Below are 12,742 nucleotides of genomic sequence, written 5' to 3' on the forward strand. Positions count from 1 at the left end.
AGCACCGCCAGCTAGGCTGGCGGTGTGATATTAGGCAGTCAGACGGCTCGCGTCTTGTGCGATGACCAGTTCTTCGTTGGTCGGGATAACGATGGCAGGACGGGTGCCTTCTTTGTTGATGAAGCCAGACTTGCCGAAACGGGCAGCCAGGTTACGTTCGTGATCAACTTCGAAGCCCAGAACGCCCAGTTTGCCCAGGGACAGTTCACGAACCATTGCGGCGTTTTCACCGATACCACCGGTGAAGATAACCGCGTCCAGACGACCGTCCATCAGTGCAGTGTAAGAACCGATGTATTTCGCCAGACGGTGGCAGTAAACGTCCATTGCACGTTTAGCGTCAGCTTTTTCTTTGTAGTTATCTTCTACATAACGGCAGTCGCTGGTCACTTCGGTCAGACCCAGCAGGCCAGACTCTTTGGTCAGCATCTTGTTGATCTGGTCGATGCTCATGCCCAGAGTGTCATGCAGATGGAAAATGATAGCTGGGTCGATGTCGCCGGAACGAGTACCCATTACCAGGCCTTCCAGTGGGGTGAGACCCATGGAGGTATCAACACATTTACCGTTACGGATAGCAGAAACAGAACCACCGTTGCCCAGGTGACAAGTGATGATGTTCAGTTCTTCTACCGGCTTGTTCAGTACTTTAGCGGCTTCCTGAGTCACATAGAAGTGGCTGGTGCCGTGTGCGCCGTAGCGACGTACGCCGTGCTCTTTGTACAGGCTGTACGGCAGAGCATAAAGGTAAGATTCTTCCGGCATGGTCTGATGGAACGCGGTGTCGAATACGGCAACGTTCTTGTCTTTCAGGTTAGGGAAGGATTTCAGCGCTTCAGCGATACCGATCAGGTGAGCCGGGTTGTGCAGCGGTGCGAAGGACGCAGAGTCTTTGATGCCCTGAATTACGGAATCGTCGATCACAACGGAGCTAGTGTACTTCTCGCCGCCGTGTACGATACGGTGGCCGATAGCGGTCAGCTGAGCGGACAGTTCTGGTTTTTGTGCCAGAATAGTATTAACGATGAAGTTCAGCGCTTCACTGTGAGCGGCGCCTGCACCTAAAGCGGCCTCTTGTTTACCGCCATCCATTTTCCACTTGATACGTGCTTCTGGAAGATGGAAACATTCGGCTAAACCAGAGAGGTATTCTTCACCGTTAACTGCATCAATGATGGCAAATTTCAGGGAGGAGCTACCGCAGTTCAGAACCAGTACTAACTTACTCGACATGGAAGTACCTATTTATGATACGTGGCTAAAAAAACGTCAATGAGTCATAAAGCGTAGCGCAGGATGACACCGACATTTATGATTAACATCATGCCCGAGACACTTTTCAGGCATGATCTAAGAAATACATATTGATTCTAAGCTATTTTGCACAATTTTCCGCCGATGGCAGAATATGCGATAATTTGATATGCCGGAGCGGATAGAATCTGGTTATCTCAGGCTGGCACAGGATACCCGATTGCAGGGTTTATGCCAAAATTTTTTGAACGATGTCATAGTCAGTTGTTGTTTTAAAAAATATTTTAATTTTTATATGTGAAGTTGAGGTAAGCCATGTCGACACCCGAGCAACGCCCGGTCAGTTTCTTCAGTTTGTTTAGCCGGGGGCAGTATTATGCAAAGACGTGGCCGCTGGAAAAACGGCTCGCGCCGGTGTTTGTTGAAAACCGCGTCATCCGTGCAACGCGCCACGCCATCCGTCTGATGCCGCCGCTGGCCATCTTTACGCTGTGCTGGCAAATCGCTCTTGGCGGCCAGCTTGGCCCTGCGGTTGCTACCGCGCTGTTTGCGCTGAGCCTGCCAATGCAGGGGCTATGGTGGCTGGGTAAACGCTCGGTGACACCGTTACCCCCTTCTATATTGCAGTGGTTTTATGAAGTACGCGGCAAATTGCAGGAGTCGGGCCAGGCGCTGGCGCCGGTCGAAGGCAAGCCGGATTACCAGGCGCTGGCTGACACGCTTAAGCGCGCCTTCAAACAACTGGATAAAACTTTCCTCGATGATTTGTAATTGAGGGCGAAAAACGCATATAAAAGAAGACACAATCATTGTGTCTTTTTTTATGCTGCAAAGCGCAACAGGAGTCGAAAAATGGAAATGACCCATGCTCAACGTCTGATTTTGTCTAACCAATACAAAATGATGACCATGCTTGATCCCGACAACGCTGAGCGCTACCGCCGCCTGCAGACCATCATCGAACGTGGTTATGGTCTGCAGATGCGTGAACTGGATAGGGAATTTGGGGAACTCAAAGAAGAGACATGTCGTATTGTTATCGACATCATGGAGATGTACCACGCGCTACACGTCTCCTGGACTAACCTGAAAGACGCCAGCACCATCGACGAACGCCGCGTCACCTTTCTCGGCTTTGATGCCGCTACCGAAGCGCGTTTCCTCGGCTACGTTCGCTTTATGGTCAACGTTGAAGGTCGCTACACCCACTTTGATGCCGGCACCCACGGCTTTAACGCGCAAACCCCAATGTGGGATAAATACCAGCGCATGCTGAACGTCTGGCATAGCTGCCCGCGCCAGTATCACCTGAGCAGCAACGAAATTAACCAAATCATCAACGCCTGATGGAGGCTACCGTGCAGTGTCGAGGTTTCCTCTTTGATTTGGACGGCACACTGGTGGACTCGCTGGCGGTGATTGAACGCTCATGGCGCCTGTGGGCCGACAGCTACGGCGTTGACCCGGAAGCGGTGCTGGACTATATCCACGGTAAGCAGGCGATCACCACGTTGCGCCACTTTATGCCCGGAAAATCGGAAGCGGAAATTCAGGCGGAGTTCTTGCGGCTGGAGCAGATAGAAGCGGGGGATCTTAACGGTATTCGCGCGCTGCCGGGCGCCGTTGAGCTGCTGGAGCATCTGGAAGCCAACGCGATTCCGTGGGCAATTGTGACTTCGGGGTCGATTCCGGTGGCCTATGCGCGCCACCGTGCGGCCGGGCTTCCACAGCCGAACGCCTTTGTCACGGCCGAGCAGGTCGCGCGCGGAAAACCGCAGCCGGATGCCTATCTGCTAGGGGCTGAACAGCTGGCGCTGCCGCCGCAAGCATGTCTGGTGGTGGAAGATGCGCCTGCGGGCGTGCAGTCTGGCCTCGCGGCGGGCTGTCACGTGGCTGCCGTTAACGTGCCGCCGGAAACGCCGGAGCTGCTTGAGGTTGATTTTGTGCTCTCCACGCTCTCGGCGCTTCGCGTTGAGAAATTGCCAGATGGCGCGGTCAACGTCACGCAGAATGCCTGATCTTATGATTTAGCCCCACACCGTTGGGGCTTTTTTCTGTCACTATGGTGAACGCCTTTTAGTTGATTCTCTAACCGCTTAATTGATGACAAGGAAATGTTGTGAACGGTGAACTGATTTGGGTGCTCTGTCTGTTAGCGATTGCGGTTGTCCTTTTTGCCACCGGCAAAGTACGCATGGATGCGATCGCTTTGGGCATTATTGTCGCTTTTGTTCTCAGCGGTACATTGACGCTCAGCGAAGCGTTTTCCGGTTTTAGCGATCCAAACGTTATTCTGATTGCCGCGCTGTTTATCATCGGCGATGGCCTGGTGCGAACCGGCGTTGCAACCAATATGGGCTCCTGGCTGGTGCAGGCCGCGGGAAGCAGTGAAACCAAAATGCTGGTTTTCCTGATGCTGACGGTGGCCGGGCTGGGGGCGTTTATGAGCTCCACCGGGGTCGTGGCCATCTTCATTCCGGTGGTGCTCAGCGTCTCTGCGCGCATGAATATCTCTCCCTCACGCCTGATGATGCCGCTCAGCTTCGCCGGGCTTATCAGCGGCATGATGACGCTGGTCGCCACGCCGCCAAACCTGGTCATTAACAGTGAGCTGATTCGTGAAGGGCTGGAAGGCTTTAGTTTCTTTAGCGTCACGCCGATTGGCCTTGTGGTGCTGGTGCTCGGCATCTTCTACATGCTGGTGATGCGCTTTATGCTGAAAGGCGATGACGCTAATACGTCGCGCGATGGCCGCAAACGCAGCACTTTTCGTGACCTTATCCGCGATTATCACCTTACCGGGCGTGCCCGTCGTCTGGCGATTCGCCCCGGCTCGCCGATGATTGGTCAGCGTCTGGACGATATGAAGCTGCGCGAACGATACGGCGCTAACATTATTGGCGTTGAGCGCTGGCGTCGTTTTCGTCGGGTGATTGTGAACGTGAATGGGGTGTCGGAATTCCGCGCCCGCGACGTGCTGCTGATTGATATGTCGGCGGCGGAAATTGACCTGCGCCAGTTCTGCAGCGAGCAGATGCTGGAGCCAATGGTGCTGCGTGGTGAATACTTCTCCGACCAGGCGCTGGACGTGGGGATGGCGGAAGTATCGCTGATCCCGGACTCTGAACTGCTCGGTAAAAGCGTGCGTGAAATGGGCTTTCGTACCCGCTACGGCCTCAACGTGGTTGGCATGAAGCGCAACGGCGAGGCGCTGGACGGCTCGGTGGTGGATGAACCGCTGCAGTTGGGCGATATCGTGCTGGTGGTGGGCAACTGGAAGCTGATTAGCCAACTGGCGCAAAACGGCCGCGACTTTGTGGTGCTGAATCTGCCGGTGGAAGTGAGCGATGCCTCACCGGCGCACAGTCAGGCGCCTCACGCCATTTTCTGCCTGGTGCTGATGGTTGCGCTGATGCTGACCGATGAAATTCCGAACCCGATTGCGGCGATTATTGCCTGCTTGTTAATGGGGAAATTCCGCTGTATCGACGCCCAGAGCGCCTACAAGTCTATTCACTGGCCGAGTATTATTTTAATTGTCGGCATGATGCCGTTCGCGCTGGCGCTGCAAAAAACCGGCGGGGTCGATCTGGTGGTGAAAGGGCTGATGGATATCGGCGGCGGGCAGGGGCCGTATCTGATGCTGGGCTGCCTGTTCGTGATGTGTGCCGCGATTGGCCTGTTTATCTCCAATACCGCAACGGCGGTGCTGATGGCGCCGATTGCGCTGGCGACGGCAAAATCGATGGGCGTGTCGCCCTATCCGTTTGCGATGATAGTGGCGATGGCGGCGTCCGCTGCGTTTATGACGCCAGTGTCGTCACCGGTGAATACGCTGGTGCTGGGGCCTGGGAAGTACAGCTTTAGCGACTTTGTGAAAATCGGCGTGCCGTTTACCGTACTGGTGATGATTGTCTGCGTGGCGCTGGTGCCGATTTTGTTCCCGTTCTGATGCTTCTGGGCAGCGCACGATGGTAGGCCTGATAAGCGTGCGCCATCAGGCAGAATGGCGCACGGTGCCGGATGGCGACGTAAACGTCTTATCCGGCCTACAAACATAATATCGCGCGAACGACTACAGCGGCGAATCCTGGCTTATTTCATCAAGCGAAAGATGGAAGCTTGGCACAAACACCGCCATAAAATAGTCCATCTCTTCGCTGCGGCGTGAGGCCAGGGTTTTCTCCAGACGCCCCTTTGCCAGCAGGAACTCATTGTTACCCGCCGACAGCTCCTCCAGGCACTTCAAATAAGCGCATAGCGCATCAGCCTGTTTCACAATCGCTTTTTCTTCATCGCTGCTCTGATGCTCGTCGATCAGCGGTGCAAAAATATCGTTCAGCTCTTCCGGCACCATATCGATAAGCTTCTGCTGGGCGATTTTCTCAATCGCTTTATATTCCTGCGCAATCTGCGAGTTGAAATACTTCACCGGCGTAGGTAAATCCCCGGTTAACACTTCAGAGGCGTCGTGATACATCGCCAGCAGCGCAATACGCTCGGCGTTGACCTGACCGTTGAACTTACGATTTTTAATGGCGGCGAGCGCGTGGGCGACCATCGCGACCTGCAGACTATGTTCAGAGACGTTTTCGGTGCGCACGTTGCGCATCAGCGGCCAGCGGTTGATTAACTTGAGGCGGGAGAGGTGGGCAAAAAAATGACTCTGATTCATAACAACCCTTACGCGTTAACAACAGTAAAGGCATTGTGCGCAGAGATGGCCGCTGGATGCAAATACCAGCGGCCATTAGCAGCATCAGAGCTGGTGGTAGCCCGACAGGAAGCGGCCAAAGCGAGTAATCGCCATCTCGAGGTCATCTTCGCGCGGCAGGGTCACGATACGCACGTGATCCGGCCACGGCCAGTTAAAGGCAGTACCCTGAACCAGCAGCACTTTTTCCTGCAGCAGGAAGTCGAGCACCATGCGCTGATCGTCATGGATGTTAAAGCGCTTAGCATCAATTTTCGGGAACATGTACAGCGCGCCTTTTGGCTTCACACAGGAGACGCCAGGGATCTCGTTGATAAGCTCCCACGCGCGGTTGCGCTGTTCGTACAGGCGACCGCCCGGCGTGATGAATTCACTGATGCTCTGATAGCCGCCTAGCGCGGTCTGAATAGCGTGCTGCGCCGGAACGTTAGCGCACAGGCGCATGGAGGCCAACATTTCCAGACCTTCAATATAGCCTTTGGCGTGTTTCTTCGGCCCGTTCAGCACCATCCAGCCCTGACGGAAACCCGCAACGCGATAGGTTTTGGACAGACCGTTAAAGGTAATGGTCAGCAGATCCGGCGCCAGCGCGGCGATCGAATGGTGCTGCGCTTCGTCGTAGAGGATCTTGTCGTAGATTTCATCGGCGAAGATGATCAGATTGTGCTCGCGGGCGATCTCAACAATCTCCAGCAGCAGCTCTTTGGAATAGACCGCGCCGGTCGGGTTGTTGGGGTTAATGATGACAATCCCGCGGGTGCGCGGCGTGATCTTAGCGCGGATATCGTCTAAATCCGGGAACCAGTCGGCGGATTCGTCGCACAGGTAGTGCACCGCTTTGCCGCTGGAGAGCGAAACGGCCGCGGTCCACAGCGGATAATCTGGCGCGGGGACCAGCATCTCATCACCGCTGTTCAGCAGTGCCTGCATCGCCTGAACGATAAGCTCAGATACGCCGTTGCCGATATAAATGTCTTCTACCGTCACGTCGCGCATGCCGCGCGCCTGGTAGTGCTGCATGATGGCTTTACGGGCGGAGTACAGCCCTTTGGAGTCACAGTAGCCCTGAGCGGTAGGCAGGTTACGGATCACGTCAACCAGAATCTCATCCGGCGCGTCAAACCCGAAAGGTGCCGGGTTACCGATGTTAAGTTTAAGGACCTTATTGCCTTCTTCTTCAAGACGCTTCGCCTCTTTAAGAACCGGGCCACGAATGTCGTAACATACGTTGTCTAACTTGCTGGATTTTTCAATGGGGGACATGAATCGTTGACCTTTTTAGCTGTTATTGCCACTCCCTGCCGTGGAAGTCAGCACGGAACAATGTACTCCGCATCCCCGGGGTTTTGAAGGGTTAGCAGTAGAAGATTTTGTTCATCTTGCGTTGTTGGTGCATTGTTTTTTACTGCCTGGTAAGGGATAACGTTGTGGGATGTTTTGTTAATTTATTGTTCAATAGTTCAAATCACTACGGTTTAAGGAATGTATAGATTTTATGCCTGGTAAAAAGAAAATGATTTAGCTTAGGTGCTAAGGTTGCTCTATATACTTTAAGCATTCTTCAACATTTTTAATTTTTAATTAAATAATGGCGAATAAGGATTAGGAGTGATACCCATTTTTGTGAAGTTGATGTTAAGGATTGCTGATGATGAAAATTAATATTTTCTTATATTTTGAAAAGTAATGCCTGTGAATTGTTAGATTTCTTAAATTGTTTTGAATCTAAACCTTTTTCTTTATTGAGATAGAACTTATTTAAGGCTTATAAATCTTATGGTTTTCGGTTAATATGAGGATGAGCACCAGACTCTCATTAGCTGTTTTTGTTGATGATTATCAAAGCTGATTCCATAACTTGATGTTATTTATTGGATTTATTGGCTTCTTTTATACGTACAACCTTCATTCTGATGCATTATCGCGGTGGCACCCCTACAACTTCTTACGCGAAAGTGAACCCAGAACGAAACGGATTATTAGCCTCAGGGCAAAGGATATATTGCAAAAGGAACTGTTACTCACGTTAGTAACAGAAAATTTAATACTGACACTCATCAGGCAGTCATTCGTCAATGATTGGTGAAAGATGATTTAAAGGATTAGCCTGAACTTTTGAGTGCAGCATCAATTAGGCAGGTCGGATCTCCGAACCTGTAAGTGGATTAATATGATAAATGCCAATCGTCCGATACTGAACCTCGATCTCGATCTGCTGAGAACCTTTGTTGCTGTTGCCGACCTGAGCACCTTTGCGGCTGCGGCGGCGGCGGTGTGCCGTACTCAATCCGCCGTTAGTCAGCAAATGCAGCGCCTGGAACAACTGGTGGGGAAAGAGCTTTTTGCCCGCCATGGGCGTAATAAACTCCTTACCGAACATGGTATCCAGCTGTTGGGCTATGCGCGCAAAATCCTGCGCTTCAACGATGAAGCATGCACATCGCTAATGTTTAGTTCCCTGCAGGGGCAGCTAACGCTCGGCTCATCAGATGAATCCTCTGATACCATTCTCCCGTTCCTGTTGAACCGCATTAGCTCTGCCTATCCAAAGCTGGCGCTGGATGTGCGGGTTAAACGTCACTGCGTGATGGCCGAGATGCTGAAAAGCAAAGAGGTCGATCTGGCGCTGACGACGCATCCGCTGGAAGGCTTTGAGTCGACGATTTTACGTACGTCGCCTACGCTTTGGTATTGTGCGGCGGACTTTACTCTGCGCCCGGAAGAGCCGGTACCGCTGGTGTTGCTCGACGACCCAAGTCCGTTCCGCGACATGATTATCAAAACGCTGGATGCCGCCGGTATTGCCTGGCGTCTGGCGTACGTTGCCTCAACGCTCTCCGCCGTTCGCGCCGCGGTCAAAGCGGGTCTTGGTGTTACCGGCCGGCCGGCTGAGATGATGAGCCCGGATCTCCGCGCCCTTGGCAAAGGAGAGGGGATGCCGGATCTGCCGGAAACGGAATATATGCTTAGCTACAACGTGGAGAGCGAGAACGAGCTGGCGCAGATGATTTTCCAGTCTCAGGAACAGCGTTACGATCCGTGGCCGAATGCGGGCAGTTATACCCCGGAAGGGGGAGATAATCCCCTTATTCATGAGAGGGATTTTGATTAACAACTCGCTCAAAATGTAGTAACAAAATGTGAATGCAAAAAAGAATCGTAGACGAAGAAAAATCCGTTTGCGGTTCTTTTTTCGTACTTCTACGTAGCCAGAAAAAAAATAAATCTGATAATGTGATAATAATCATGCAATTAGAATTATTTTTCTCTTCAAATGCCCTACCATTAAACGCAACGTCATATCACCTGCTAATGTTAAAAAAACGGATAGATTGTTGCCGTTTTGCGGGTCGAATTAACAAAAGCGTGTCTTAGATCAAGAAAATACTCCTCATTGGGGGGAGGAATCATTAGAAAATCCTGTCAAAATAGAAGGGTAATTCTTGTTGTCGCTACAAAACGGACACGATTCAACAACACGTAAACCGCAGGGTCTATTGAGCTGAATCAAATCAAAGGGCACGTAATGTTAATGAAATGCTTTTGATGTAAATTAATGTGAGGAAACTTTTGTTAAAGTTGACAAAAGGTTATCGAAAGGAGTAAAAAACCTCAACATTTTGCGGTCTATGTTTCGAATTGGGCTGTTTGTAGGTTTTTTAATCCTCCCCATGAATCGATGTAGCGTCCATCTGCCGGTAAGAGCAGAGGTGGTAATGCTACTTATTTGGTAAAGCTTTGCGTATGTCAACATCCACTGAAATCATCGCTCATCACTGGGCATTCGCTATCTTTCTGATCATTGCCATTGGCCTGTGCTGCCTGATGTTAATCGGCGGCTGGTACCTTGGTGGTCGCGCACGCGCAAGAAGCAAAAACACCCCGTTTGAATCGGGTATCGACTCCGTTGGCTCCGCCCGTTTGCGTCTGTCGGCTAAGTTCTATCTGGTCGCCATGTTCTTCGTCATCTTCGACGTTGAAGCGCTATACCTCTACGCCTGGTCAACGTCCATTCGCGAGAGCGGTTGGGTTGGCTTTATCGAAGCCGCCATTTTCATATTTGTGCTGCTGGCCGGTCTGGTTTACCTCGTTCGCATTGGCGCGCTTGATTGGACGCCTGCGCGTTCTCGCCGCACGCTGGCTAACCCAGAAACCGACAGCGTCACTAACCGTAATACGCAGTAAAAGCGAGGCAATAAGATGGATTATACGCTCACCCGCATAGATCCTAACGGTGAGAACGACCGTTACCCCCTGCAAAAACAGGAGATTGTTACCGATCCCCTGGAGCAAGAGGTGAACAAAAGCGTGTACATGGGGAAACTCGAACACGCGCTTCACGACATGGTCAACTGGGGCCGTAAGAACTCAATCTGGCCTTACAACTTCGGCCTTTCTTGCTGCTACGTTGAAATGGTGACGTCATTCACTGCGGTGCATGACGTTGCGCGTTTTGGTGCGGAAGTACTGCGTGCATCCCCACGTCAGGCTGACCTGATGGTGGTTGCCGGTACCTGCTTCACCAAGATGGCTCCGGTTATTCAGCGCCTGTACGACCAGATGCTGGAACCAAAATGGGTTATCTCAATGGGCGCCTGTGCAAACTCCGGTGGTATGTATGACATCTACTCCGTGGTGCAGGGCGTGGATAAATTCATTCCTGTCGACGTGTACATTCCTGGCTGCCCTCCGCGCCCGGAAGCCTACATGCAGGCGCTGATGCTGCTGCAGGAATCCATTGGTAAAGAACGTCGCCCACTGTCGTGGGTCGTTGGCGATCAGGGCGTTTACCGCGCCAACATGCAGTCGGAACGCGAGCGTAAACGCGGCGAACGTATTGCGGTGACGAATCTGCGGACACCGGACGAGATTTAATTTGCGCCTGCGGGCGGTGGCATCTTTTGACTTCGCAAACCAATATACAACAGCGCGAAGGCCACCCCGGCAGTCACCACGGACCTTTTGCAATGGTGAACAATATGACCGATTTAACCGCGCAAGACGCAGCCGCATGGCAAACCCGTGATCACCTTGATGATCCGGTCATCGGCGAGTTGCGCAACCGTTTTGGGCCGGATGCTTTTACCGTTCAGGCCACCCGCACCGGGATACCCGTTGTTTGGGTTAAGCGCGAACAGCTGCTTGAAATTGTCGACTTCCTGAAGAGATTGCCAAAGCCTTACGTCATGCTTTTCGATCTCCACGGCATGGACGAACGTCTGCGTACGCACCGCGAAGGTTTACCTGCCGCGGACTTTTCCGTTTTCTACCACCTGATCTCAATAGACCGCAATCGCGATATCATGCTCAAGGTGGCATTGTCTGAAAACGACCTGAACGTCGCGACCATCACCAAACTTTTCCCGAACGCTAACTGGTATGAGCGTGAAACCTGGGAAATGTTTGGCATTACCTTTAACGGCCACCCGAACCTGCGCCGCATCATGATGCCGCCAACCTGGGAAGGCCATCCGCTGCGTAAAGACTACCCGGCGCGCGCCACCGAATTCGACCCGTTTGAGCTGACGAAAGCCAAGCAGGATCTGGAAATGGAAGCGCTGACCTTCAAACCGGAAGAGTGGGGCATGAAGCGCGGGACCGAAAACGAGGACTTCATGTTCCTCAACCTTGGCCCGAACCACCCGTCTGCGCACGGTGCATTCCGTATTATTCTGCAGCTTGATGGCGAAGAGATTGTCGACTGCGTACCGGATATCGGCTACCACCACCGTGGTGCTGAGAAGATGGGCGAGCGTCAATCCTGGCACAGCTACATTCCGTACACCGACCGTATCGAGTACCTCGGCGGCTGCGTGAACGAAATGCCGTACGTGCTGGCAGTAGAAAAACTGGCTGGTATCACCACGCCGGACCGCGTGAACGTGATTCGCGTGATGCTCTCTGAACTGTTCCGCATCAACAGCCACCTGCTGTACATCTCGACGTTTATTCAGGACGTCGGTGCGATGACGCCGGTCTTCTTCGCCTTTACCGACCGTCAGAAAATCTATGATCTGGTTGAAGCGATTACCGGTTTCCGTATGCACCCGGCCTGGTTCCGCATCGGCGGCGTGGCGCACGACCTGCCTCGTGGCTGGGATCGTCTGCTGCGTGAATTCCTCGAGTGGATGCCGAAGCGTCTGGACTCCTACGAGAAAGCCGCGCTGCGTAACACCATTCTGAAAGGCCGCTCTGTCGGCGTTGCTGCTTATACCGCAAAAGAAGCGCTGGAGTGGGGCACCACCGGTGCTGGCCTGCGTGCTACCGGTATTGGCTTCGACGTGCGTAAATGGCGTCCATACTCTGGCTACGAAAACTTCGACTTCGAAATCCCGACCGGCGGTGGCGTTTCTGACTGCTACACCCGCGTGATGCTGAAAGTGGAAGAGCTGCGCCAGAGCCTGCGCATTCTTCAGCAGTGCCTCGACAACATGCCGGAAGGCCCGTTCAAAGCGGATCACCCGCTGACCACGCCGCCACCGAAAGAGCGTACGCTGCAGCACATCGAAACCCTGATCACCCACTTCCTGCAGGTTTCCTGGGGCCCGGTTATGCCGGCGCAGGAGTCCTTCCAGATGGTGGAAGCGACCAAGGGTATTAACAGTTACTACCTGACCAGCGACGGCAGCACCATGAGCTACCGCACCCGTATCCGTACGCCGAGCTATGCGCACCTGCAGCAGATTCCGTCGGCGATCCGTGGCAGCCTGGTATCAGACCTTATCGTCTATCTGGGTAGTATTGATTTTGTTATGTCAGACGTGGACCGCTAAT

11 protein-coding genes are annotated in these 12,742 nt (G+C 52.8%); 8 read left to right on the top strand and 3 right to left on the bottom strand.

The features are described 5' to 3' along the window. Positions 1-30 precede the first annotated feature (30 nt). The gene (gene ackA, locus V6940_RS00425) at positions 31-1,233 is read right to left on the bottom strand and encodes an acetate kinase (protein ID WP_333494420.1); all 1,203 of its coding nucleotides are present in this window, start codon (positions 1,231-1,233) and stop codon (positions 31-33) included. Between the two features lie 336 nt (positions 1,234-1,569). On the opposite strand from ackA, the gene yfbV reads away from it, so the two are divergent. The 4 genes from yfbV (at position 1,570) to V6940_RS00445 (ending at position 5,206) form a co-directional block, all read left to right on the top strand. Next, positions 1,570-2,025 (top strand): terminus macrodomain insulation protein YfbV, encoded by a 456-nt coding sequence (gene yfbV / locus V6940_RS00430; protein ID WP_185666803.1) that lies wholly within the window; start codon positions 1,570-1,572, stop codon positions 2,023-2,025. Positions 2,026-2,106: 81 nt separating this feature from the next. Beyond that, on the top strand, positions 2,107-2,601 hold the full coding sequence (locus V6940_RS00435) for a YfbU family protein (RefSeq protein WP_333494421.1): 495 nt from the start codon (positions 2,107-2,109) through the stop codon (positions 2,599-2,601). A gap of 11 nt (positions 2,602-2,612) precedes the next feature. Then, the gene (locus tag V6940_RS00440) at positions 2,613-3,272 is read left to right on the top strand and encodes a sugar phosphatase (RefSeq protein ID WP_333494422.1); all 660 of its coding nucleotides are present in this window, start codon (positions 2,613-2,615) and stop codon (positions 3,270-3,272) included. A 101-nt stretch (positions 3,273-3,373) separates the two neighbouring features. Next, positions 3,374-5,206 carry an SLC13 family permease gene (locus V6940_RS00445; protein ID WP_333494423.1) on the top strand — a complete coding sequence of 611 codons (1,833 nt, stop codon included), beginning with the start codon at positions 3,374-3,376 and terminating at the stop codon, positions 5,204-5,206. A 123-nt stretch (positions 5,207-5,329) separates the two neighbouring features. On the opposite strand, the gene yfbR is transcribed toward V6940_RS00445, so the two are convergent. Together yfbR and alaA are read right to left on the bottom strand one after the other, a co-directional pair. Further along, entirely contained in the window at positions 5,330-5,929 is a 600-nt protein-coding gene (gene yfbR, locus V6940_RS00450) for a 5'-deoxynucleotidase (RefSeq protein ID WP_333494424.1), read from the bottom strand. A gap of 84 nt (positions 5,930-6,013) precedes the next feature. Further along, positions 6,014-7,231: an alanine transaminase AlaA gene (gene alaA / locus V6940_RS00455; protein WP_185666808.1), complete on the bottom strand. Its 1,218-nt coding sequence runs from the start codon at positions 7,229-7,231 to the stop codon at positions 6,014-6,016. 907 nt (positions 7,232-8,138) lie between these two features. Here alaA and lrhA point away from each other — a divergent pair. The 4 genes from lrhA to nuoC all read left to right on the top strand — a co-directional run bounded on the left by lrhA (position 8,139) and on the right by nuoC (position 12,741). Beyond that, positions 8,139-9,080 carry a transcriptional regulator LrhA gene (gene lrhA / locus V6940_RS00460; RefSeq protein ID WP_333494425.1) on the top strand — a complete coding sequence of 314 codons (942 nt, stop codon included), beginning with the start codon at positions 8,139-8,141 and terminating at the stop codon, positions 9,078-9,080. Positions 9,081-9,706: 626 nt separating this feature from the next. Next, entirely contained in the window at positions 9,707-10,153 is a 447-nt protein-coding gene (gene nuoA, locus V6940_RS00465; protein ID WP_185666810.1) for an NADH-quinone oxidoreductase subunit NuoA, read from the top strand. A 15-nt stretch (positions 10,154-10,168) separates the two neighbouring features. After that, positions 10,169-10,843, top strand: coding sequence for an NADH-quinone oxidoreductase subunit NuoB (nuoB, locus tag V6940_RS00470; protein ID WP_002913178.1), 675 nt, complete (start codon positions 10,169-10,171; stop codon positions 10,841-10,843). Between the two features lie 92 nt (positions 10,844-10,935). After that, positions 10,936-12,741, top strand: a complete 1,806-nt coding sequence (gene nuoC, locus V6940_RS00475; protein WP_115073849.1) for an NADH-quinone oxidoreductase subunit C/D — start codon at positions 10,936-10,938, stop codon at positions 12,739-12,741. Position 12,742: the final 1 nt, after the last annotated feature.

The sequence above is a fragment of the Kluyvera sp. CHPC 1.251 genome (assembly GCF_036759945.1).
GTDB classification, from domain to species: domain Bacteria; phylum Pseudomonadota; class Gammaproteobacteria; order Enterobacterales; family Enterobacteriaceae; genus Kluyvera; species Kluyvera sichuanensis.

Bases quoted from the DNA above. Each gene is read 5' to 3' on its own strand.
- ackA (WP_333494420.1), bottom strand. From the start codon at position 1,233: ATGTCGAGTAAGTTAGTACTGGTTCTGAACTGCGGTAGCTCCTCCCTG.
- yfbV (WP_185666803.1), top strand. From the start codon at position 1,570: ATGTCGACACCCGAGCAACGCCCGGTCAGTTTCTTCAGTTTGTTTAGC.
- V6940_RS00435 (WP_333494421.1), top strand. From the start codon at position 2,107: ATGGAAATGACCCATGCTCAACGTCTGATTTTGTCTAACCAATACAAA.
- yfbR (WP_333494424.1), bottom strand. From the start codon at position 5,929: ATGAATCAGAGTCATTTTTTTGCCCACCTCTCCCGCCTCAAGTTAATC.
- alaA (WP_185666808.1), bottom strand. From the start codon at position 7,231: ATGTCCCCCATTGAAAAATCCAGCAAGTTAGACAACGTATGTTACGAC.
- lrhA (WP_333494425.1), top strand. From the start codon at position 8,139: ATGATAAATGCCAATCGTCCGATACTGAACCTCGATCTCGATCTGCTG.
- nuoB (WP_002913178.1), top strand. From the start codon at position 10,169: ATGGATTATACGCTCACCCGCATAGATCCTAACGGTGAGAACGACCGT.
- nuoC (WP_115073849.1), top strand. From the start codon at position 10,936: ATGGTGAACAATATGACCGATTTAACCGCGCAAGACGCAGCCGCATGG.